The sequence below is a fragment of the Agrobacterium vitis genome (assembly GCF_014926405.1).
In the GTDB taxonomy this organism is placed as follows: Bacteria; Pseudomonadota; Alphaproteobacteria; order Rhizobiales; family Rhizobiaceae; genus Allorhizobium; species Allorhizobium vitis_H.
Window position 1 is genome coordinate 1,542,077 of record NZ_JACXXJ020000005.1, and the last position, 22,412, is coordinate 1,564,488.

Genomic DNA, 22,412 nt, shown 5'->3' on the forward strand with positions numbered 1-22,412 from the left:
AACCGCCGCGCAAGCTAGATCCTATAGCATCGTACCGGCTTCGGTTTTTACACGATGCTATAGGATTCAACCGAAAGGGGGGCTTTTCGGTTGAATCCTGTTTTCATCTATCTGGAGATGTGTCAACGGTTTTTACGTTTTCTAACAAAATTTAGAGGCCTTCAACGCCTCACGGAGACACTGCGTTTCTCTATCTATTTGTTTTTACGAATTTTCGGACCGAAAAACACAACCTAATTCACCGTCCCGGCTTGCCAGTTTTCCCCTTGGTGCGCGTCTTGCGCTTCTGATCACCGGCGTCTTCATAGGAACCGGCGCCCGATTTGGCGCGGATGATCGGACGGGGATCGTCCGTTTTAACATCGCCGCTTTTCGGGCCGGGCTTTTCGGGAAGCTTGCCGGGAACAGGCTTCTCCGTCCGACCGACCGTCATTTCATCCAGACTGTTCTTGCGAAACAGTGGCTTTGCCGTGTCCGTGCCAGGACCCATGTCATCCAGGGATGGCTTGGCGAAATAGGAGCCAGTTTCACTGGAATCCTGACGGGAATCATCGGTTGCAACGCCAGCGGACTGGCCGGACCCGGCTTGTTCTTGCGCCCGGGCCGCTGCCTTTTCGCCGGGATCACCCATGCTGGCCAGTTCGACCTCCTTCAAACGCTTGATTTCGTCGCGCAAACGGGCTGCGGTTTCGAAATCGAGATCGGCGGCGGCATCGCGCATCTGTTTTTCCAGCGCCGAAAGATGGGCCTGGAGATTGTTGCCGACCAGATGACCACCAGCGGCAAAGCCCTTGCCGCTCGCCCCGGAAATATCGGCGCGGACATGGTCACGCTCGTAGACCGAATCGAGAATGTCGGAAATTTTCGACTTGACCGATTCCGGCGTAATCCCGTGTTCGAGATTGTAAGCCACCTGCTTTTCCCGGCGGCGCGACGTCTCGTCCATAGCCCGCCGCATCGAGCCGGTGATCTGATCGGCATAGAGAATGACCTTGCCATCGACATTACGCGCCGCACGGCCAATCGTCTGGATCAGTGAGGTCTCGGAACGCAAGAAGCCTTCCTTGTCGGCATCGAGAATGGCGACGAAGCCGCATTCAGGAATGTCCAGACCCTCGCGCAACAGGTTGATACCAACCAGCACGTCAAAGGCGCCGAGCCTGAGATCACGCAGGATTTCGATGCGTTCCAGCGTGTCGATATCCGAATGCATATAGCGCACCCGCACACCCTGCTCGTGCAGATATTCCGTCAGGTCCTCTGCCATGCGCTTGGTCAGCACCGTTACCAGCGTGCGATAGCCCTTCAGCGAGGTTTCCTTGATCTCGCCCAAGACGTCATCAACCTGGGACTTGGCGGAGCGCACTTCGACCGGCGGATCGATCAGGCCCGTCGGGCGAATGACCTGTTCGGCAAACACGCCGCCCGACTGTTCCAGCTCCCAACTGCCGGGCGTGGCCGAAACAGCAACGGTCGGCGGACGCATGGCGTCCCACTCCTCAAACCGCAGTGGTCGGTTGTCCATGCAGGACGGCAACCGGAAGCCGTATTCGGCCAGCGTTGCCTTGCGCCTAAAGTCGCCCCGATACATGCCGCCGATCTGGCTGACAGAGACATGGCTTTCATCGATAAACAGCAAGGCATTATCGGGAATATATTCGAACAAGGTCGGCGGCGGCTCACCGGGCGCACGGCCCGTCAGGTAGCGGGAGTAGTTTTCAATGCCCGCGCAGGAGCCGGTCGCTTCCATCATTTCGATATCGTAGCGGGTGCGCTGCTCCAGCCTTTGCGCCTCCAGCAGACGCCCGCCCTTTTCCAACTCGGCCAGCCGCAGCTTCAACTCGTCCTTGATCGCCTTGATCGCCCCGTTCAGCGTCGGGCGCGGCGTCACATAGTGCGAATTGGCATAAATCTTCACCGACTTCATATCGCCGGTCTTGTGGCCGGTCAGTGGATCGAATTCGGTAATCGCATCGATTTCATCGCCGAACATCGAAATGCGCCAGGCGGCATCCTCCAAGTGGGCGGGGAAGATTTCGATGGTATCGCCACGCACCCGGAAAGAGCCGCGCACGAAATTGATGTCCTGCCGCTTGTATTGCTGCGCCACGAGATCGGCCAGCAATTGCCGCTGGTCGATCCGGTCGCCAACCGACATCTGGAAGGTCATGGCCGTATAGGTTTCGACCGAGCCGATACCGTAGATGCAGGACACCGAGGCGACGATGATGCAATCATCCCGCTCCAGAATGGCGCGGGTGGCGGCGTGGCGCATTCGGTCGATCTGCTCGTTGATCGAGCTTTCCTTCTCGATAAACGTATCCGAGCGCGGCACATAGGCTTCCGGCTGGTAATAATCGTAGTAGGAAACGAAATATTCCACCGCATTGTCGGGGAAGAAATGTTTGAATTCCGAATAGAGCTGGGCCGCCAGCGTCTTGTTCGGCGCAAGAATCACCGCTGGCCGCTGGGTCGCCTCGATCACCTTGGCCATGGTGAAGGTCTTGCCGGAGCCGGTTACGCCGAGCAGAACCTGACTGCGCTCCCCGGCATTGATACCTTCCACCAGATCCTTGATTGCCGTTGGCTGATCGCCCGCCGGTTCGTAATCCGACACCATGCGGATCGGGATTCCACCCTCGGACTTTTCCGGCCTGGCTGGCCGATGCGGCGCCCAGATCTTGCCACCCTTGAACAGCGGATTGCCGCTTTCGATCAGCGCCGACAGCGCCTCTACGGTCGCCGTCACAGCGCCGGGAGCAAGGCTCTGCGCCTCTTCCAGCGAGGTATCCATCCCGGATACGGGGTTGAGACCGGCAGCGGCGCGTGTGGCCGGATCGGAAGATGCGCCGATGGATACGCCGCGTGAGGTGCGCATGGCGCTGCCGCCGTCTTCGCTCTTGGCCTTGGCAGTGCGACCGGCCTTTACGGGGTCGGCGGCCTCAGTCTTGCGGCCCGTGCTTTTCTCAAGCGCTATCTTTTCGGCATGCCTGCGCGCTTCGATTTCGATCTTCTTGCGATGCTTGCCAGCCTTGGAGGCGAGTTCCCGTTGGCTTTCAATCCCCCCGGCTTCAGCTTCCGCTTCCAGCTGTTTCACCCAATCTGCGACACTCCCACTCAAGGGCGCTCCTTCAAAAGCTGCCTGCGGTGCCTCTTCAAACCCAGCGGCATACGGCGATCCTGCCTCATCCTGCGATGGGTTGTCATTGTTACGGACGGGAGATTTTTTCGGAGATCTGGCCATGGTTCGAATATGGATAAGACCGCAGGCAAAGTGAAGTGCGCCAGACGAAAATCAGAACAAAAAAGCAACAATTTCGTTAAAGTTTTTATCCCTTGTCATTCTCGGAAAAACCAAGGGATCATGCCCCTGACTGGCCTCCCTCAGGCCACGGCGCGCCGTGATTTTTTCTCACTCAGTTGCTTTTTTTTAAAGTCGAGCCACTTGGGCAGCATATCGGCGGGCATAGGCCGGGAGAAATAATAGCCCTGGCCAATCGTGCAGCCGATTTCGGTCAATGTCCTGGCATCTGCTACCGTTTCTACGCCCTCCGCCACGATATCAACACCCAGTGCGCGGCCGAGACCAACCAGGGCGACAACAAGCGCCTTGTTCTTTGGAGAATTACTGATACCGGTGACGAAACTGCGATCAATCTTCAACCGGGTAATCTTCAGGCTGATCAAATAGGCCAAGGACGAGTATCCCATGCCGAAATCATCTACCGTCAGTTTATAGCCGCTATTTTCGAGCCGGGTCAGTTGTTCACCCGCGACCGCCGGGTCCAGAATGGTTTCCTCGGTAATCTCCACTTCCAGAAGGTTCCGACTGACGCCATAGGCAGTGGTAATCCGGTCCAGCATGACAGATACGTCATAGAGCGCAAATTCGCGCGGCGATACGTTCAAGGCGACAGCCGTCTCCGGCATGCCTAGCTCTTTCAGCCTGTTGAGCAGCTGGCAGATATTTTCTGTCACGAAACCGGTCAACGCCTCACACATCTGCATGGCCTGTGCGGCATTGACGATTTCAGGCGGGGCAATCGCCCCGAACTCTGGATGGAACCAGCGAACCAGCGCCTCGAAACCGACGATCTTGCCCGTCGCGAGATCGACCTGTGGCTGGAACCAGGTCTCGAGCGCAGTGTCGCGAAGTGCTGCCGGCAGGTCCTGCTCGATACGCCGTTGGCGATCGATGCGCTGTTTGATCTGATGATCGAATTCCCGCAATTGACCGCGACCGTCCTGCTTGGCATCCGATAAAGCCATGCTGGCACAGGTAAACAGCCCGTCACCATTTTCCGCATGGTCGGGAAAAAACGCAATCCCGGCGCTCAAACCAGGACTGACCTGAGTGCCATGGACGGCAATAGGAACCATGGACGCGGCGATAACGGTCTCAGCAAGCGCTCGGCAATCCTGGCGCACGTCGCCGTTCCGCAACAGAATTGCAAATTCATCACCGCTGATCCGGGCTGTGACGGCATCACCACCGGCGGCATTTTTCAACCTCTGCCCCAGGATCGCCAGAAACTGGTCCCCCCCGCGATGACCAAAAGCATCGTTGATCAGCTTGAACCGATCGACATTGACCAATAACAGGCCAATTTCCCGGTTTCCGACTTTGGCAGCAGCAATTTCCCCCGCGAGCCGTCCATTGAAGTAGATCCTGTTGAACAGCCCCGTCACGGGATCACCGTTGGCCAGAACCTCCAGCCGCAAATTCTTGTGGTGAATGTCCTCATTGGCAATGGTCAGCGATTGCGTCGCGGCCTGGCTGCTCAGCTTGGCCATTTCGCTTTCCATAAATGTCCTGTCCGCCTTCAACAGCAGATGCGACATGAATATGGCCAATACGATGAAATTAAACGTGGAGACGGTCGCAATGATGCCACCATGAATCGCGAAATTCCACACTATCGCTAAAATCATCGGAATACAGTAGCTGAAGGCGACCTGACTGGTGCCGGCCTGGCGGAACATGGCTGTCGCCACCAGACCGCCGATAACCACCAGAATAGACGCATCACGGCCCAGCAAGTCCATATCGACCACCGCTGTCGGCAGTAGAGCCCAGACGATCCCTTGCAGACATGCCGTGATGCACATCAGCCGAAGCACATCATCCGGATTGGAAGAGGCATAGTGACGGTGCAGCAGATGGCGCGACAACAGGAAGCGAAATAACGTTGCGACAGCCAACGCTGTCATCCAGCCGACAACGACACTCACGTTATTCGCCTCGGCCAGAAGCAGAATGGACGTGGATAGCCCAGCCATCACATTGTAAACTGCCGCTGTTCCGCTGCCATGCAATGCCATGGACGCCCGCGCCTTATGGGCAGACGACAGCAAAAATGCTTTTTGATCCGCAGTTTCTGAAAACAAGACTATCTCATTCTTCAAACTAGGCGCAATAATTGTGTTTTTACGAGCTTGGCGCTAAGATTGCGCCTTTTCGGTAAGAAATAATGAACAATGCAGTTAAAAATTGTGCCACGTCTTATAATTATGCGTCACGGGAACCGTCACGCACCCAATGCATCCTATGAGTGCGTTAAATTTCACTTTAGCGCCTTTGTAGTGCCGCATAATTTTCGCCTTAAACCGCAACCGGTTTAAGGGATTGTGCAGCAGGAAAATACAATCCAAGGGAGATGGTCGAGCATGACGCAACGCAACGATCAAATTGATTATATCGAATTCAACGTGCACGACATTTCGGCCTCAAAACAATTCTACGCCACGGCCTTTGGCTGGTCCTTTACCGATTACGGACCGGATTATGCCGAATTCAACGATGGTCGGCTGAAAGGTGGATTTACCACGACGGCCCCGGTCTCGGCAACCGGCGGGCCGCTCGTCATCCTGTTTGCTGATGATCTGGAACAGGCCTTGAGAAGCGTGGAAAGCGCAGGCGGCACGATCACCCGCCCGATCTTTTCCTTTCCCGGCGGTCGGCGATTTCACTTCCGCGACCTGGATGGCTATGAACTGGCTGTCTGGTCGGACAGTGTCTAATATCGGGCACAAAGCTGCAATTGGGATGATGCTGTACTTAGCCTGCCTTCGCCAAACCCATCTTCCTGCAAGATCAAAGGAGAGCCGCCGGAACTATTGAGCCCCGGCGGCTCTTTATCACTCCCCGCCGCCGAGTGAGTGGACGTAGACGGTCAGTTCCTTGACTGTCGTATCGCCTAGACGCGCTGACCATCCGGGCATGACGCCATGCTTGGGATGAGCCACCTGCTGGATGATCTCCTGCTCGCCTTTGACCTTCAGCCAAATGGCGTCGCCGAGATTGGGCGCACCGAGATCGCGGTTGCCCTCGGCCTTTTCACCGTGGCAGGCAACACAATTGTCCATGAAGACCTGCTTTCCAGGCGCAACCAATGCGTCGTTGGACGGCTTGCCCGTCAGGCTGACGACATAGGCGGAGACCTGGCGGATTTCCTCGGGCTTCAGGATGTCGGCAAAGGCCGGCATTTCCGACGCCCGGGTTTCCGGATCGCTCGTGTAGCGAATACCGTGTTGCAGCGTCGTGTAGATGGCATCCACACTGCCGCCCCACAGCCAGTCATCGTCGTTCAGGTTCGGATAGCCGGGGCCACCGGCGGCACCGGAACCGTGACAGGGGGTACAATTGACCTTGAAGGCCGCAGCACCACCAGCGGTGGCGAATTCGGTCAGATCCTTATCGGCCAGGATATCCTTGATCGGCAGGGCGGCGATCTTGTCGGTAAACACCGATTGCGCTGCCTTGGCCTCTGCAAGCTCGGCGGTGACAGCGGCACGGTTGGTGTAACCGAACAGGCCCTTGGTATTGGTGGAGAGCATCGGCCAGGCCGGATAGACCACCGTATAGCCGATCGCCCAGACGATGGTGGCGTAGAAGGTATAGACCCACCAACGCGGCATCGGGTTGTTCAGCTCGCGGATGCCGTCCCATTCATGACCCGTGGTTTCGACACCGCTGATTTCGTCAATGTGTTTGTCAGACATGATCAGTCCTCCCGCAAGGGGATAGAGGCAGCATCTTCCGCCCGCTCTTTGGCGCCCGGACGAAAGACGAAGAGAATGGCGCCCGCGAAGAACAGCAGCATGGCGAGCATGCCCCAGCTGTCGGCGAAATGGCGCATGGCCGTATAGATTTCGGTTCCTTCCATGACGCCCTCCTCAACGGTAGCCGGTTGCGTCGTCATATTTGGTGAAGTCCACCAAAGTGCCGATCATTTGCAGATAAGCGATCAGCGCGTCCATTTCGGACAGGACCGCCGGGTTGCCGTCGAAATCACCGACTTTCGCCTTGGGATAGCGGGCCAGCAACGCCGTGGTATCGGCATTCGGGTCCGCCTGGGCGGCCAGATCGGCCTTGGCATTGTCGATCATGTCCTGGGTATAGGGCACGCCGACTTCGCTGTTGACCTTCAGGTCCATGGAGACATTGGTGATCTTCAGCGGCGTCTCTTTCAGGAACGCATATTTCGGCATGATAGATTCCGGCACCACCGAGCGCGGATCACTCAGGTGCTGGACATGCCAGTCATTCGAGTAGCGATCCCCGACCCGGGCCAAATCTGGCCCGGTGCGCTTGGAACCCCATTGGAACGGATGGTCGTACATCGATTCCGCCGCCAGGGAGTAATGACCGTAACGTTCCACTTCGTCACGGAACGGCCGGATCATCTGGCTGTGGCAGAGGTAACAGCCTTCGCGGATGTAGATGTCGCGACCGGCAAGCTCGAGCGGCGAGTAGGGCCGCATGCCCTCCACCTTTTCGATGGTGTTTTGCAGGTAGAACAGCGGCGCGATTTCGACGATACCGCCTATCGCAACCACCAGCAGCGAACCCAAAAGCAGCAGGCTGGCATTTTTTTCGATGATTTTGTGTTTATCGAGAATGGACATGGTGCCCTCCTTACTCCGCCGGTTGCAGGACAGGCGCCATGGCCGAACCTGCAAGAGGCGCCTCGTTGCGCTGGTGGCCGAGAATGGTCATGGTGATGTTCCAGGCCATGACCAAGCTGCCGGCGAGATAGAGCCCGCCGCCGACGGCGCGCATGACATAGTAGGGGAACATGGCCTTGACGGTTTCCGCGAAGGAATAGACCAGGAAGCCCTGCGCATCGTATTCGCGCCACATCAAGCCCTGCTGGATACCGGCTACCCACAGCACGGCGGCATAGACGACGATGCCGAGCGTGGCGAGCCAGAAGTGCCAGTTGACCATCCGCATCGAATAGAGGCGGTCGCGGTGCCAGAGCTTGGGCGTCAAGTAGTAGATCGCGCCGAAGGTGATCATGCCGACCCAGCCGAGTGCGCCGGAGTGAACGTGACCAATGGTCCATTCGGTATAATGGCTGAGCGAATTGACCGTCTTGATCGACATCATCGGGCCTTCGAAGGTAGACATGCCGTAGAAGGCGATGGCCATGACCATCATTCGGATGATCGGATCGGTACGGATCTTGTCCCAGGCACCCGAAAGCGTCATCAACCCGTTGATCATCCCACCCCAGGACGGCATCCACAGCATGATCGAGAACACCATGCCCAAGGTCTGCGCCCAATCGGGCAACGCGGTATAATGCAGATGATGCGGACCGGCCCAGATATACATGAAGATCAGCGCCCAGAAGTGGATGATCGACAGCCGGTAGGAATAGACCGGGCGACCGGCCTGTTTGGGCACGAAATAGTACATCATGCCCAGGAAGCCCGCCGTCAGGAAGAAGCCGACGGCATTATGCCCATACCACCATTGCGTCAGCGCATCCTGCACGCCGGAGAAGGCTGAATAGCTCTTGACGCCGAGGAAGGAGACCGGGATCGCCAGATTGTTGACGATATGCAGCATGGCAATGGTGACGATGAAGGCGAGGTAGAACCAGTTCGCCACATAGATATGCGGCTCCTTGCGGGTCAGGATCGTACCCAGGAAGGCAATGAGATAGGCGACCCAGACAATTGTCAGCCAGATATCGACATACCATTCGGGTTCCGCATATTCACGGCCCTGGGTGATACCGAGCAGATAGCCGGTGGCAGCCATGACGATGAAGAAATTATAGCCCCAGAACACGAACCAGCCGAGCGTGCCGCCGAACAAACGGCTGCGACACGTGCGCTGCACCACATAAAACGATGTAATGATCAGGGCATTGCCGCCAAAGGCAAAAATCACGGCAGACGTGTGCAATGGCCGCAGCCGCCCGAAATTCAGCCAGGGGCCGAAATTCAGATCGGGAAAGGCCAGTTGCAGGGCGATGACCAGCCCGACAAGAAAGCCGATCACACCCCAGAACACCGTGGCGATGACGCCATAGCGAATGACCTCGTCGAAATATTCAGACTTGGGTTGCGCCGCAGCCCGACTGGAGAGGCCAGCCGCCGCCGGTGCAAACCGGATATGGCGCAACATGACGACAGTCGCCCCCAGAAGCACGAAAAAGGCTACCCACATATGGGCAGCAAACAGGCTGTCATAGGCGAAACCCGCCCCGAGCAGCGCGGCAAAGGCCAGAATGGCCAAAACCATGGTTTCGAAAGTATAATTCATTGTTGGCATCCCCCAACGGCTTTGTGTCGGCACGGCCCCTCCTTAAGGGAAGGGTTCCGCCCTGATTTGTGGTTTGCGCAGTCGCTCCATGAGAAAAGCCATTCCGTTGCCGGAACGTTTTTCTGACAGCACCAGATTATTTCCAGCAAAAGTACGTAAAAACAGCGAGATAGAGCGTTTTGCATTTCGAGGAAAAGCAGTATTGCTCGCCGCGCCATGCCGCCTGCCGGATGGATAGACTTCTGCGTCGAGTCTCTGTTTGACATTCCGCAGCCTCTGCAACCTTGATTCAAATCAAGGCAGTCCATGCAAAGGCGGCGATATATAAAGGACGGCAATGGCATTGTGTCGCAGGCATCGGACAAGCATCCGATGCGGAGACATTGCGAACCGGCAGTTGCGGCGGAGCACTTGATGGCCTGGAAAGGGCCTCTGGCGTTTCCTAAGTGACCCTTTCAGTGCGCATTACGCATTCTGATCGGGAAACGGTCTTCAAGGCGGGATTTTTCGCGTCCTTGCACGATGCCGCATTGCCATGTTCAGAGCCCGGCGCTGCGACCGACGACCATGGCTCTTTTAAAAATGGCCCTGGCATTTCATTTCCGGACATCTCAAGCCCATGATGCATTTGAGATATTCGGCATTCGTGCAGGGCGGAGATGTGGCTCACACCTTCGCGCTTGTCAATAACGCCCTACGCATGTGCCGGGCCGGCAATAGAAGGAGATGCGGAATGCAGAGCAATTTGGACAAGACGGGCTTTCCGAAAACCAGAGACGCTCGGCCCCTTGCTTTGCCGCCATGTGAGACCAGTCTGGAATGGCTGCATCATGCCCATGGGGAGCAAATGGCGCTATGCGCCGAGCTGGAAGAGATCGCCGATTCGCTGCCGAACACTATCAACCGGCAGAAATGCATCTACGCGGCCAAGGCGCTGACCCCGCTCATCAAGGGCGTCCATCACTATGAGGAAAGCATCCTGTTTCCCTGGCTCGAAACATCGACACGCAGCGGCAGCGGCATGCACGAGACGCTGAACCGTTTGCGCTTCGAGCATTGCGAAGATGAGTGTTTTGCCGAGGAACTGACGGATGCCCTGCTCAAACTCGGCAGCGGTCGCGAAGTCAACATGGAGGCCGTGGGCTATATGCTGCGTGGCTTCTTTGAAGGGCTGCGACGCCATATCGCCTTCGAGAGAGAACACATCCTCTGCCAGATCGGCGAAACCCAACTATCCTGACGGGCAAGCTTTTGCCGTTAATCCCAACGGCGACTGCTCGGCTCTCTTCGGTCAATAAAAACCCGTCACTCCGTGAACTGCCCCGGGAAGGTTGATGTCCAACTTTCGGGGGCAGTTCATGCAGTGACGGGTTTTTGGTTTGAGCCTAAACGATCAGGCACCGATTGATCTCAGCCGCTTCTCGTCGCGTCCGCCCTTCATGCGCTCGGCCAGAAGGAAGGCCAATTCCAGCGCCTGATCCGCATTGAGACGCGGGTCGCAATGAGTATGGTAGCGATCCTGCAAATCTTCAGCGGAAACGGCGCGTGCGCCACCGGTGCATTCGGTCACGTCGTTGCCGGTCATCTCGATATGGATGCCGCCAGGATGCGAGCCTTCGGCCCGGTGGATCTGGAAGAAGCTTTCCACTTCCGACAGGATCCGGTCAAAGGGCCGGGTCTTGTAGTGATTGAGCGTGATGGTGTTGCCATGCATCGGATCGCAGGACCATACGACCTTGCGCCCTTCCCGCTCCACCGCGCGGATCAGGCGCGGCAGATGGTCAGCAACCTTGTCGTGGCCGAAGCGGCAGATAAGCGTCAGACGACCCGCTTCATTCAGCGGATTGAGAATGTCGATCAGGTTGAGAAGATCGTCAGCCTGAAGCGACGGGCCGCATTTGAGGCCCAGCGGGTTTTTGATTCCGCGGCAATATTCGATATGGGCATGATCGGCCTGACGGGTACGGTCGCCGATCCAGATCATGTGGCCTGATGTGGCGTAATGATCGCCAGATGTCGAATCGACGCGGGTCAGAGCCTCTTCATAGCCGAGAAGCAGAGCTTCATGGCTGGTGAAGAAATCGGTTTCGCGCAGGCTGGCATTGGTTTCCGCCGTGATGCCGACCGCCTTCATGAAATCCATGGTCTCGGAAATCCGGTCGGCAAGCTTGCGATAACGCTCTGCCTGCGGGCTGTCCTTGACGAAGCCCAGCATCCATTGATGAACGTTTTCGAGATTGGCATAGCCACCCATGGCGAAAGCGCGCAGCAGGTTCAGCGTCGCGGCTGACTGGCGATAGGCCATCAACTGACGATGCGGATCGGGAACACGAGACTCTTCGGTGAAATCGATGCCATTGATGATATCGCCACGGTAGCTCGGCAACTCGACATCACCCTGACGCTCGAAATCCGACGAGCGCGGCTTGGCGAACTGGCCAGCGATGCGGCCGACCTTGACGACCGGAAGCTGGGCGCCAAAGGTCAGGACGACCGCCATCTGCAGGAAGGCGCGGAAGAAGTCGCGGATTGTGTCGGCGCCGTGTTCGGCAAAGCTTTCGGCACAATCGCCGCCCTGAAGCAGGAAGCCGTTGCCATCAGCCACATTGGCAAGTGCCTTTTTCAACCGGCGCGCCTCACCAGCAAAGACCAGCGGCGGATAAGTGGCCAGCTTTTTCTCTGCTGCGGCCAATGCGGCCTGGTCCGGATAGGCCGGAGCCTGCTTGATCGGCTTCTGCCTCCAGCTTGTCGGGGTCCAATTCTGCGCCATCGTCTTCACCTAAACAAAACGCGGCCATGCCTGCGGGCCGCTCGGATTGGCGGCTTATAAACGCTTAATGGAAGCTTGAAAAGCAATACCTTGTTGTCAAATCGGCCTTCCATAGGTGAAAACCATCCTGGAAGGATTTTGGACAACAGGGAAGCAGTAACCTGCCTCCCTGTATCTTAAGGGGGATTGGTGATTTTTAAACCCGCTCGCCATTCCTGACCCGGTAGCTCGGGTTATACATGGTGACCAGCTCCTCAGACGCGGTCGGATGCACGGCCATCGTGCGATCAAAATCGTCCTTGGTGCAGCCAGCCTTGAGGGTAATGCCGAGCAATTGCGCCATTTCGCCAGCGTCATGGCCCAGAATATGGGCACCAACCACTTTTCGGTCAGCCGCATTGACGACCAGCTTCATGATCACTTTTTCGGTGCGTCCCGACAGGGTGGCCTTCATCGGCCGGAATTCGGCCTTGTAGATCTCGATTTCCGGGAACGTGCGGGCCGCCTCTTCCTCGGTCATGCCGACCGTGCCGATTTCCGGCTGCGAAAAGACCGCCGTGGCGATCAGATCATGATCCGGCGAGGTCGGATTGTTTTTGTATTCCGTCTCGATGAAACACATGGCCTCATGGATCGCCACCGGTGTCAACTGCACCCGGTCCGTCACGTCACCCAATGCAAAAATGCCCGGCACGTTGGTGCGTGAGTATTGATCGACGATGATGGCACCGCGCTCATTGACAGCAACACCCGCCGTCTCGAGACCGAGGCCCTTGGTATAGGGATCGCGGCCCAAAGCCAGCATGACCGTTTCAGCAGAAATCACCCCATTATTGCGGGTGCGGACAGAAAGGCCACCCGCGGCCATCTTCTCGACTTCCTCGATCACATCCGTGCAGAGAATACGAATGCCCTTGGCTTCCATGGCCTGGTGCAGGCCACGGCGGATATCCTGGTCGAAGCGCGACAGAATTTCCTTGCCACGATAGATCAGCGTCGTATCGACGCCGAGACCATGGAAGATATTGGCAAATTCCACAGCGATATAACCGCCACCGGCAATCACGATCGAGCGGGGCAGCGTCTCCAGATGGAAGGCTTCATTGGAGGTGATGCATAGCTCGTGCCCCGGCAAGGAGGTATGCGCATTGGCAGAACCGCCGACCGCTATGATGATCCGCTCGGCCGTCACTTCCCGTCCGGTCGCCAGCAGACGGACGCGATTGGGACCGGTCAGCTCCGCACGGCTCTCAATCAGTTCCGCACCGGCGCTGTTGAGACCCTTTCTGTACAGGCCTTCCAGACGTTCGATTTCCTGGTCCTTGGCCGCGATCAGCTTTTTCCAGTCGAATCGGCTTTCGCCCACCGTCCAGCCAAATCCCGCCGCATCCTCGAAATGCTCGTGGAACTGCGATGCATAGACGAACAGCTTTTTCGGCACGCAGCCCCTGATGACGCAGGTGCCGCCAAATCGGTATTCCTCGGCAATCGCCACCCGCTTGCCCATGGAGGCCGCAAGCCGGGCGCTGCGCACACCGCCGGAGCCGCCGCCGATGACGAACAGATCATAATCGAATGATGACATGGAAAACTCCCGCAAGACGGACGGCCAAAGCGTCCCTCGAAAATTTCAGTAGATCGGCCGGACTGGCGAACAATGATGACCGCTGGCCAAGGACCATAAAATCATCCATCCCCTATATGGGAATGGATAATAACAACAACAACGGAATGCAGCTGGATCGTTCCCGACCGGCCCAACAATAAAGCCCGGAACCAGGTCCGGGCTTTTTTTAATCGGTGTTATCAGATCAAGGCTTCGGGGCGGGTGCTGGAGCAGCCGGGGCCGGAGCCGGTTCGGAAGCCGGCATCTGCGCCTTCAACTGTGCACCGGCCACCTTGACCAGGGCATCATTGGTGTTCTTTTCGAGATCACGCGCCACACCGGCAGCCCAGATATCGGCGGACTTGCCAAGCTCACGATTGGCGACCGGCTGGTCCTTGATCAGCTTCTTGCCAGCCGGGCTGGAGAAGAAGGCCGCAATCTGCTTCAACTCTTCCTGAGTAAACGACTTGGCATAAACCGTTGCCGCTTCCTTTTCGAGATCGCCACGGCGGGCAGCCAACGCGATGGCCTGCTGGTCAACAGTCTTGTCGATCTGGTCTTCAAGGTTAGGATAAGCCTGGATGAGCTGTGCCTTCAACCGAGCGGCGACATTCGGCAGGATATTGTCGAATACATTGGTAACGCCCAGCGCCGTGATGGCCTGACGGGCAGTATCGATCTGCGCATCCGTCACATCCTGCGCGCGAGCGGCCGGACCAGCCAGAAGCGAAGCTGCGATAACCGCACCGGCAACCATGTGACCGAGATTAAGGCGACCGAGACCCTGATATTTGCTCATAAAACTCATGCTCCTGTTTGTGTCCCCAGCGCTCGCCTCCAACGGCAGCGCTGAATTGTCATATTGGTATTATCGATGCACATGGCCGGGACGTGAACTTGCGCCTGACCATGACCATCCGGCTGTCAAGCCGCGTCCATCACGCCACAGGCTCGATCACCCGCGCACCATCAGAGCCAGCCACGACGGCCAGCGATGCCATGCCGATGAACAGACCGTGCTCCACCACCCCGGGTATAGCATGCAATGCCTGAGAAAGGGCCACTGCATCAGGAATGCGGCCAAAAGAAGCATCGAGAATATAATGCCCACCATCTGTCATAAACAGATCGTCACCAGACATGCGCAGGCCAATCGTCCCCGACAGGCCCAGTTTGGCGGCAGCCTTTTCGATAGAGATCCGGGTTGCGATGCCGCCGAATCCATTGATCTCGATGGGCAGCGGATAAGCGCCGAGCGTCTCCACCAGCTTTGTTTCGTCGGCAATGACGATCACCCGCGTGGAGGCGGCAGCAACGATCTTTTCGCGCAGCAACGCACCGCCACCGCCCTTGATCAGGGTCAAGTGACGATCAAGTTCATCGGCGCCATCGACGGTTAGGTCCAGTTCCGGCAATTCATCGAGCGACATCAGCGGCACGCCCAGTTCCAGGCAAAGCCTTGCGGTGCGCTCCGACGTTGGCACGCCTTGAACCTTGAAACCGTCGGCGACCTTTTCAGCCAGCAACCGCACGAACTCCTCGGCGGTCGAGCCCGTGCCGATGCCAAGCCGCATCCCATTTTCGACATAAGACAAAGCCAGTTCCGCGGCTTTGATCTTCATTTGACGAACGTCCATGCTGCCCGCAACTCCTCTTGCAACACTCGGCCAAGGCCTTTCGAAACTGCGGGTCAATGAAGCAAACCTTGTCGGTTTGCCAAGCATTCCGCAGAAAGTTCTCGCTGTTTACACGGGTCGCAAGCCAAACGAAAGCCCCTTTCGACGCCGTCCAATCTTGCATTCCGCCCTGAAAAACCTTAGCCCTGCCCACCGAAACCCAAGGCTTTAAAGTGCAAATCATGGAAAGTCAGCCCGTGTCCCCAGCAATCAACGCCGCCCCCGCCACTATTGTCTTCGATCTGGATGGAACCCTGATCGATACGGCCGAGGACCTCGTGGCAAGCCTCAACCATACCATCGCCGCTGCCGATCTGGCGCCGCTGGAGGCCGAGGACCTCAGCCATCTGGTCGGACACGGTGCGCGGGTGATGATCGAGCGGGCCTTCAGCCTGCGCGGCAGGCCGATTTTGGAGGATCAGTTTCAGCCCCTGCTTGAGCGCTTCATCGAGCATTACAAAGACCATATGCCCGGCAAAAGCCAGACCTATCCGGGCCTGCTGGACGCCCTGGATCGACTCGATAAGGCCGGTCACCGGCTTGCAGTCTGCACCAACAAAATGGAGGGCCTCGCCCGGCCCCTTCTCGACGGCATAGGATTGACCCGCTATTTCGCAGCCATCACCGGCGGCGACACATTCGAGGTGCGCAAGCCCGATGCGGCCCACCTGCTCGGCACCATAACCAAGGCGGGCGGCGACCCACGCCGGGCCATCATGATCGGAGATAGCCGCAACGATATTCTGGTGGCCCGCAATGCAGGCATCGCCTCCATCGCTGTGCCTTTCGGTTATTCGGACGTGCCGGTCGCAGATCTCGATCCCGATATGATCATCGGGCATTTCGATGAATTGACCCTGGAGCTTGTCGAAGAGCTCCTCAACAAGGCAGGTTAAAAGCGCAAACGACAAAAGACCCGGATCGACCGGGCCTTTTGCTTATATGCTGTGCTTAAAGTTTATCAGCTCTGCACGCCGCGAGAGGTCGATGTCACGTCGAAGGCCTTGCGGGTCGCTTCATCGCGGCCATAAACGTCGTCGTAATAGCGGACCACTCCATCCTTATCCGGCCAGGCAGTGAAATAGGCGACATAAACCGGGAACTTCTGCGGCACCTGCACGGCGCGGTTCTGGCCGGAGGCAATCTGTGCATCGATGTCTTCAACTGTCGTACCCATCACGGCTGCGGCCATGACGCGGGGCTCGGCAAGACGCACACAGCCGTGGCTGAGCGCGCGCATATCGCGCTTGAAGAAGCTCTTCGCCGGTGTGTCATGCATGTAGATGGCATGGGCATTCGGGAACAGGATCTTCAGGTCGCCCAACGCATTGTCACTGCTTGGCGGCTGGCGCACATCAACATCGCTGGTGGTGTACCAATCGACCTGCGAAGAGGCCACCTTGCGGCCCTTGTAGCTGACTTCATAGCCGAGACGATCGAGATAGCTCGGGTCCTGGCGCAGCTTGGGCAGCATTTCATTGACGATGATCGACCGCGGAACGCCCCAGTAGGGGTTGAATTCCACCGTCTGAATCATGTTCTGGAAGAAGAAGGTCTGGTGCTGGGGCGCACCGACTACGACCTTCATGGCAATCTGCTGCTGGCGGTCGTTGAAATAATAGGCCTCGAAAGCCGGCTGGTTGATGAACACATAGCGCGGCCCCAGATCGGCAGGCAACCAGCGCAATTGCTCCATGGCAACCACGAGCTTTTCGATCTTCTCGGCATTGGAATGTCCGACCATGGTGCGGACCGTTGCCTGGCCAATGACGCCATCGGGCTTCAGACCGCGTTCCTTCTGGTAGCTCTCGACCAACGCCACCAGTTCCGGTGTGTAATCCGGCGTGCCAGTGTAGTCGGTCAGCGTCAGCGCATGCTCGGTCTTCAGCGCGTCGCTGCCATAGGTCTTGATGCCTTCGACGATATTGGCAAGCTCAGGATTGCTGCCGCCGGGCTTCAAAACGCCGGTCAGATTGATCTTGACGGGCTTGCTCTGCTGCTGATTGGCCTCTGCCACCAACTTGGCAAGCTCAGCCTTCAGCGCCTGGAACTGCGGGCTGGCCGGATCGCGGCCATGCAGATAGGCAGCGATATCCGGGCTCGAATGCACCAGATCCAGCACCGGATCGAGATTGACGGTCTTGCGCTTGAAATCGTGATAGCCTGAAATGCGGTTCGGATCGAGCCTGCCGCGCACTGTGTCCTGAACATAGGTCAGGATCTTGGCCGACAGGTTGAGTTCGAAGGCCATCAACGCCTGGCGGCGGGCGTCTTCGGGCATTGTATCGAGACCATCAGGGACTTTCACCGCATAATCGGCTGGCTCAAGCCCTGCCGTATCAGCCGTTGCCAGGGCGGCAACCGCCGATTTCGCCTTGTCGGTTATGGCGGTATCGCTGGCCCAGATCAGCGCGCCCTTGTTGTTATAATAGTTTTCCACAGCCTGCGCCACGTCGGGCGTGGCTTCGACCTTGACCTGCGACATGGCGAGATGGGCGACGGCCAGGGCATGGTCTTCACCGAAAACCGGGATCGGCATTTCCGGTGCCTTGATGGAGATCGCACGCTTGTTCTCGGCCTTATAGGCATAATAACGAGGTGCGGCGACCTTCTGGATCGGCTCTGGATCGCGCAATTGGGCCTGGGGAATGATTTCCGCCGGCGCTGGTTGGCGGCGTTCCTCCGACCTGCCACGCAGCAGATCCATCAGGGTCGTGGCGCTCGCCGTCTGCGGCAGGGCGGCCACAACCGTGGACGTGGTCAGGAGGACTGCAATCAGCGCCCGGTTCAGTGAAGGTTTCTGCAACTGCTTTCCCCATTCAGAAAGGTCAAGGTCGGGATTCGAAATCAATCCCCGAATATTAGCCGGTTCCCTAGCCGATTGCATCGGCTTTGGAAAGTTAACCATGCTAAAATGCTTGAAAAGCAGAGGGTCAACTTTAAGTGACCGATCAGCGCGCAGCCATGGTTAACACGACATCAAGGTTAAGCCGGGAATTGGTTAAAATTCAGTAACCGCAGATCCTTTCTTCCACCAAACTTTGATGACATTACCGCGACTGGACAACCGAACCTGCCTGAGACCGGTAAGCTTTGACGCGGGCGCGAAAACATGTATCAAAGCGTCATGTTTTACGGCGACCGTCATCGAGCCGGTCAACGGAGCCATTGCCTATTCAGACCATCAGTTGGAGACAGATCATGACTGCTAATCGCACCGAAACTGATACATTCGGCCCTATCGAGGTTGCCAGCGATCGATATTGGGGGGCACAGGCGCAGCGTTCCCTGGGCAACTTCAAGATCGGCTGGGAAAAGCAGCCCCTGCCGGTGGTGCGGGCGCTGGGCATCGTCAAACAGGCGGCAGCCCGCGCCAATATGGCGCTTGGCGGGCTGGACTCAACGCTCGGTGAAGCAATCATCAAAGCGGCGCAGGAGGTGATCGACGGCAAGCTCAACGATCATTTCCCGCTGGTGGTCTGGCAGACGGGCTCCGGCACACAGTCCAACATGAATGCCAATGAAGTGATCTCCAACCGCGCAATTGAAATGCTGGGCGGGGTGATGGGTTCGAAAAAGCCTGTTCATCCCAACGACCATGTCAACATGAGCCAGTCGTCCAACGACACCTATCCGACCGCCATGCATATCGCGGCAGCCGAATATGTCGTGCATCATCTGATCCCCGGCTTGAAGCATCTGCATGCGGCACTGGACGCCAAGGCCAAGGCGTTTGACCATATCATCAAGATCGGCCGCACCCATACCCAGGACGCGACGCCGCTGACACTCGGACAGGAGTTTTCCGGCTACGCCGCACAGGTCGCCTCCTCCATCAAGCGGATTGAGCTGACGCTTCCCGGCCTTTATGAGCTGGCGCAAGGCGGCACCGCCGTCGGCACCGGGCTGAACGCCCCCATCGGCTTTGCCGAAAAGGTCGCCGAAGAAATTGCCGCGATCACCGGCCTGCCATTCGTTACCGCACCCAACAAATTCGAGGCACTGGCCGCCCATGACGCCATGGTGTTTGCGCATGGAGCCATCAATGCGGCGGCGGCGGCCTGCTTCAAAATCGCCAATGACATCCGCTTCCTCGGCTCCGGCCCGCGCGCCGGTCTGGGCGAACTGGCCCTGCCGGAAAACGAACCCGGCTCCTCGATCATGCCCGGCAAGGTCAATCCGACCCAGTCGGAAGCCATGACCCAGGTCTGCGCCCATATCTTCGGCAACAATGCCGCCCTGACCTTTGCAGGCAGCCAGGGCCATTTCGAGCTGAATGTCTATAATCCGATGATGGCCTATAACTTCCTGCAATCGGTGCAGCTGCTCGGCGACGCCGCCGTCTCCTTCACCGACAATTGCGTCGTCGGCATCGAGGCGCGCGAGGATAATATCAGAAAGGGCGTCGAAAACTCGCTGATGCTGGTGACGGCGCTGAACAGCAAGCTGGGCTACGACGCCTGCGCCAAGATCGCCAAAACCGCTCACAAGAACGGCACGACATTGCGTGAGGAAGCCGTCGGCGGAGGCTATCTGACCAACGAGGAATTTGACCAGTATGTCCGGCCGGAACTGATGATCGGGCCGAAGTAATCAATCGTCGATTTTTTCGACATCAAATAAATGCGGCTCCCTCCGAGTCATTTTAAATTTTGGAGGGTGCCTCTTTTGCCATGATGCAAAATTATTTTCGATCAACCATTTTCCAATTTCTCGATGTATCAATTCTCGGCAATCACCCCAAAAGGAGTTTTTGTCGATATTAACTTCGATAAGTTTATCTCTTCCATTCAGCTGCAACTTAACCAATTTGGCCGACCTTTCGAAATAATCATCCCTCGCATATGTAGGGATTTTCAAACCGAACCCATTGGGATTTTTATGGTCGGAATTTCCGCCTTTATATCCGGTAGCAATAAAGCTGCTCATGATTTTACCCTCTCATCAAGTCAAGAAGAATCCTAACCAAAAACGAGCAACTTAAAATAACTGAAATTTAAACGCGCTTCGGAACTGACTCTAAAATTCAGAATTTCAAACAAAATGTTGCGTCGCAACCTCCACTTTAGAATCATTTGCAAACTGCGCGTCGCCGAACTAGACCAAATGCCGAAAATCCGTTTGGCAAAAAGGCTCCTTCGATGGCTGACGATCTCTTTCCCCTTGGCGAAGACACGACTCCCTACCGCAAACTGACCGCCGATTACGTCTCGGTCGAAACCTTCAAGGGCCAGGACATTCTGGTGGTCGAGCCGGAGGGCCTGCGGCTTCTGGCCGAAGCAGCGCTTTCCGACATCAACCACCTGTTGCGCCCCGGCCATCTGAAACAGCTCGCCTCCATTCTCCAGGACCCCGAAGCCACCGATAATGACCGTTTCGTGGCCTATGACCTGTTGAAAAACGCCAATATCGCCGCCGGTGGTGTGCTGCCGATGTGCCAGGATACCGGCACCGCCATCGTCATGGGCAAGAAGGGCCGCCGGGTCTGGACGGATGGCGGCGATTATGAGGCTTTGGCCCATGGCGTGCGCGATGCCTATGAAAAGCGTAATCTGCGCTATTCGCAGCTGGCACCCTTGAAGATGTTCGAGGAAAAGAACACCAAGACCAACCTGCCCGCCCAGATCGACCTCTATGAGGAGGGCGAGGATGCCTATAAATTCCTGTTCATGGCCAAGGGCGGCGGTTCTGCCAACAAGACCTTTCTTTATCAGGGTACGCCTTCGCTGCTGACCCATGACCGGATGATCGATTTCCTGAAGGACAAGATCCTGTCGCTTGGCACGGCAGCCTGTCCCCCCTATCATCTGGCGATTGTCATCGGCGGGCTTTCGGCGGAAATGAACCTGAAAACGGTCAAGCTCGCTTCGGCCCGTTACCTCGATGGCCTGCCCACAGAAGGCTCCGAAAGCGGCCATGCCTTCCGCGACATCGAGATGGAACAGGAAATCCACAAGCTGACGCAATCGCTCGGCGTCGGCGCCCAGTTCGGCGGCAAATATTTCTGTCATGACGTGCGGGTCATCCGCCTGCCGCGCCATGGCGCCTCGCTGCCGATTGGCCTTGGTGTCTCCTGTTCCGCCGACCGTCAGGCAATGGGCAAGATTACCCGCGACGGGATCTTTATCGAGCAGCTGGAAACCGATCCGTCGAAATACATGCCTGACATCGATGAGGCCGCCCTCTCCTCCTCCACGGTCAGCATCGACCTTAACCAGCCGATGGAGGCCATCCTCGCCGAACTGACGAAACATCCCGTCAAGACCCGGCTGTCGCTGACCGGCACGATCATCGTCGCCCGCGATCTGGCCCATTCCAAGATCCGCGAACGGCTCGAAAACGGCGAAGGCATGCCGGACTATATGAAAAACCACCCGGTCTATTATGCTGGCCCCGCCAAGACGCCGGAAGGCTTTGCCTCCGGTTCCTTCGGGCCGACAACGGCTGGCCGTATGGATAGCTATGTGGACCAGTTCCAGTCGTTTGGCGGTTCGATGGTCATGCTGGCCAAGGGCAACCGCTCACGCGCCGTGCGTGAAGCCTGCAAGACGCATGGTGGTTTCTACCTCGGCTCCATCGGTGGCCCGGCAGCCCGGCTTGCCCAGGACTGTATCCGCCATGTTGAAGTGCTGGAATATCCGGAACTGGGCATGGAAGCCGTCTGGAAGATCGAGGTCGAAAACTTTCCGGCCTTCATCGTCACTGACGACAAGGGGAACGATTTCTTCCAGGAATTCAACCTCTGATCGTTTAATCCACGTGCAAAGGCAACAATTTGGCTTTGCACGTGGACTACGATAG

Annotated in this window: 18 protein-coding genes; 6 read left to right on the forward strand and 12 right to left on the reverse strand. The window is 57.3% G+C overall.

The window, feature by feature from the left end; all coding sequences use genetic code 11:
• Positions 1-238 precede the first annotated feature (238 nt).
• Positions 239-3,244, reverse strand: a complete 3,006-nt coding sequence (uvrB, locus tag IEI95_RS18325) for an excinuclease ABC subunit UvrB (RefSeq protein WP_156535000.1) — start codon at positions 3,242-3,244, stop codon at positions 239-241.
• A 140-nt stretch (positions 3,245-3,384) separates the two neighbouring features.
• Positions 3,385-5,322 (reverse strand): putative bifunctional diguanylate cyclase/phosphodiesterase, encoded by a 1,938-nt coding sequence (locus IEI95_RS18330; protein ID WP_156534998.1) that lies wholly within the window; start codon positions 5,320-5,322, stop codon positions 3,385-3,387.
• Between the two features lie 345 nt (positions 5,323-5,667).
• On the opposite strand from IEI95_RS18330, the gene IEI95_RS18335 reads away from it, so the two are divergent.
• Complete coding sequence (locus IEI95_RS18335) at positions 5,668-6,021, forward strand: VOC family protein (RefSeq protein ID WP_156534995.1); 354 nt, start codon at positions 5,668-5,670, stop codon at positions 6,019-6,021.
• 117 nt (positions 6,022-6,138) lie between these two features.
• On the opposite strand, the gene ccoP is transcribed toward IEI95_RS18335, so the two are convergent.
• The 4 genes from ccoP to ccoN are packed head-to-tail and all read right to left on the reverse strand — an operon-like array spanning position 6,139 to position 9,559.
• Complete coding sequence (gene ccoP / locus IEI95_RS18340) at positions 6,139-7,002, reverse strand: cytochrome-c oxidase, cbb3-type subunit III (protein WP_070150881.1); 864 nt, start codon at positions 7,000-7,002, stop codon at positions 6,139-6,141.
• A 2-nt stretch (positions 7,003-7,004) separates the two neighbouring features.
• Positions 7,005-7,166 carry a cbb3-type cytochrome c oxidase subunit 3 gene (locus tag IEI95_RS18345; protein ID WP_049777167.1) on the reverse strand — a complete coding sequence of 54 codons (162 nt, stop codon included), beginning with the start codon at positions 7,164-7,166 and terminating at the stop codon, positions 7,005-7,007.
• A gap of 10 nt (positions 7,167-7,176) precedes the next feature.
• Entirely contained in the window at positions 7,177-7,908 is a 732-nt protein-coding gene (gene ccoO, locus IEI95_RS18350; protein ID WP_070150883.1) for a cytochrome-c oxidase, cbb3-type subunit II, read from the reverse strand.
• Between the two features lie 10 nt (positions 7,909-7,918).
• Positions 7,919-9,559 (reverse strand): cytochrome-c oxidase, cbb3-type subunit I, encoded by a 1,641-nt coding sequence (gene ccoN, locus IEI95_RS18355; protein ID WP_156534993.1) that lies wholly within the window; start codon positions 9,557-9,559, stop codon positions 7,919-7,921.
• An 88-nt stretch (positions 9,560-9,647) separates the two neighbouring features.
• Here ccoN and IEI95_RS18360 point away from each other — a divergent pair, with 88 nt between their 5' ends.
• Positions 9,648-9,797, forward strand: a complete 150-nt coding sequence (locus IEI95_RS18360; protein WP_156534991.1) for a hypothetical protein — start codon at positions 9,648-9,650, stop codon at positions 9,795-9,797.
• A gap of 495 nt (positions 9,798-10,292) precedes the next feature.
• Positions 10,293-10,799 (forward strand): hemerythrin domain-containing protein, encoded by a 507-nt coding sequence (locus tag IEI95_RS18365; protein ID WP_071206720.1) that lies wholly within the window; start codon positions 10,293-10,295, stop codon positions 10,797-10,799.
• 153 nt (positions 10,800-10,952) lie between these two features.
• Here IEI95_RS18365 and IEI95_RS18370 read toward each other — a convergent pair whose 3' ends face one another.
• From IEI95_RS18370 to rpiA, 4 genes are all read right to left on the reverse strand, one after another.
• Entirely contained in the window at positions 10,953-12,329 is a 1,377-nt protein-coding gene (locus IEI95_RS18370; RefSeq protein ID WP_156534989.1) for a class II 3-deoxy-7-phosphoheptulonate synthase, read from the reverse strand.
• A 196-nt stretch (positions 12,330-12,525) separates the two neighbouring features.
• Positions 12,526-13,914, reverse strand: coding sequence for a glutathione-disulfide reductase (gor, locus tag IEI95_RS18375; protein ID WP_156538058.1), 1,389 nt, complete (start codon positions 13,912-13,914; stop codon positions 12,526-12,528).
• A 226-nt stretch (positions 13,915-14,140) separates the two neighbouring features.
• Complete coding sequence (locus tag IEI95_RS18380) at positions 14,141-14,734, reverse strand: DUF2059 domain-containing protein (protein ID WP_071585096.1); 594 nt, start codon at positions 14,732-14,734, stop codon at positions 14,141-14,143.
• 139 nt (positions 14,735-14,873) lie between these two features.
• Positions 14,874-15,572: a ribose-5-phosphate isomerase RpiA gene (rpiA, locus tag IEI95_RS18385; protein WP_156534985.1), complete on the reverse strand. Its 699-nt coding sequence runs from the start codon at positions 15,570-15,572 to the stop codon at positions 14,874-14,876.
• Positions 15,573-15,793: 221 nt separating this feature from the next.
• On the opposite strand from rpiA, the gene IEI95_RS18390 reads away from it, so the two are divergent.
• Positions 15,794-16,507, forward strand: coding sequence for an HAD family hydrolase (locus IEI95_RS18390; protein ID WP_156534983.1), 714 nt, complete (start codon positions 15,794-15,796; stop codon positions 16,505-16,507).
• A 65-nt stretch (positions 16,508-16,572) separates the two neighbouring features.
• Here IEI95_RS18390 and IEI95_RS18395 read toward each other — a convergent pair whose 3' ends face one another.
• Positions 16,573-18,417: a L,D-transpeptidase family protein gene (locus IEI95_RS18395; RefSeq protein ID WP_156534981.1), complete on the reverse strand. Its 1,845-nt coding sequence runs from the start codon at positions 18,415-18,417 to the stop codon at positions 16,573-16,575.
• A 395-nt stretch (positions 18,418-18,812) separates the two neighbouring features.
• Between IEI95_RS18395 and fumC the strand changes: the two genes are divergently transcribed.
• Positions 18,813-20,204: a class II fumarate hydratase gene (gene fumC, locus IEI95_RS18400; RefSeq protein WP_156534979.1), complete on the forward strand. Its 1,392-nt coding sequence runs from the start codon at positions 18,813-18,815 to the stop codon at positions 20,202-20,204.
• Here fumC and IEI95_RS18405 read toward each other — a convergent pair whose 3' ends face one another.
• The gene (locus tag IEI95_RS18405; protein ID WP_156534978.1) at positions 20,205-20,540 is read right to left on the reverse strand and encodes a hypothetical protein; all 336 of its coding nucleotides are present in this window, start codon (positions 20,538-20,540) and stop codon (positions 20,205-20,207) included. It abuts the gene before it with no gap.
• Positions 20,541-20,752: 212 nt separating this feature from the next.
• Here IEI95_RS18405 and IEI95_RS18410 point away from each other — a divergent pair, with 212 nt between their 5' ends.
• Positions 20,753-22,357 (forward strand): fumarate hydratase, encoded by a 1,605-nt coding sequence (locus IEI95_RS18410; RefSeq protein ID WP_156534976.1) that lies wholly within the window; start codon positions 20,753-20,755, stop codon positions 22,355-22,357.
• Positions 22,358-22,412 lie beyond the last annotated feature (55 nt).

Excerpts from the sequence above, each read along its gene's own strand:
- uvrB (WP_156535000.1), bottom strand. The coding sequence starts at position 3,244 with ATGGCCAGATCTCCGAAAAAATCTCCCGTCCGTAACAATGACAACCCA.
- IEI95_RS18330 (WP_156534998.1), bottom strand. The coding sequence starts at position 5,322 with ATGGCATTGCATGGCAGCGGAACAGCGGCAGTTTACAATGTGATGGCT.
- IEI95_RS18335 (WP_156534995.1), top strand. The coding sequence starts at position 5,668 with ATGACGCAACGCAACGATCAAATTGATTATATCGAATTCAACGTGCAC.
- ccoP (WP_070150881.1), bottom strand. The coding sequence starts at position 7,002 with ATGTCTGACAAACACATTGACGAAATCAGCGGTGTCGAAACCACGGGT.
- IEI95_RS18345 (WP_049777167.1), bottom strand. The coding sequence starts at position 7,166 with ATGGAAGGAACCGAAATCTATACGGCCATGCGCCATTTCGCCGACAGC.
- ccoO (WP_070150883.1), bottom strand. The coding sequence starts at position 7,908 with ATGTCCATTCTCGATAAACACAAAATCATCGAAAAAAATGCCAGCCTG.
- ccoN (WP_156534993.1), bottom strand. The coding sequence starts at position 9,559 with ATGAATTATACTTTCGAAACCATGGTTTTGGCCATTCTGGCCTTTGCC.
- IEI95_RS18360 (WP_156534991.1), top strand. The coding sequence starts at position 9,648 with ATGAGAAAAGCCATTCCGTTGCCGGAACGTTTTTCTGACAGCACCAGA.
- IEI95_RS18365 (WP_071206720.1), top strand. The coding sequence starts at position 10,293 with ATGCAGAGCAATTTGGACAAGACGGGCTTTCCGAAAACCAGAGACGCT.
- IEI95_RS18370 (WP_156534989.1), bottom strand. The coding sequence starts at position 12,329 with ATGGCGCAGAATTGGACCCCGACAAGCTGGAGGCAGAAGCCGATCAAG.
- gor (WP_156538058.1), bottom strand. The coding sequence starts at position 13,914 with ATGTCATCATTCGATTATGATCTGTTCGTCATCGGCGGCGGCTCCGGC.
- IEI95_RS18380 (WP_071585096.1), bottom strand. The coding sequence starts at position 14,734 with ATGAGCAAATATCAGGGTCTCGGTCGCCTTAATCTCGGTCACATGGTT.
- rpiA (WP_156534985.1), bottom strand. The coding sequence starts at position 15,572 with ATGGACGTTCGTCAAATGAAGATCAAAGCCGCGGAACTGGCTTTGTCT.
- IEI95_RS18390 (WP_156534983.1), top strand. The coding sequence starts at position 15,794 with ATGGAAAGTCAGCCCGTGTCCCCAGCAATCAACGCCGCCCCCGCCACT.
- fumC (WP_156534979.1), top strand. The coding sequence starts at position 18,813 with ATGACTGCTAATCGCACCGAAACTGATACATTCGGCCCTATCGAGGTT.
- IEI95_RS18405 (WP_156534978.1), bottom strand. The coding sequence starts at position 20,540 with ATGAGCAGCTTTATTGCTACCGGATATAAAGGCGGAAATTCCGACCAT.
- IEI95_RS18410 (WP_156534976.1), top strand. The coding sequence starts at position 20,753 with ATGGCTGACGATCTCTTTCCCCTTGGCGAAGACACGACTCCCTACCGC.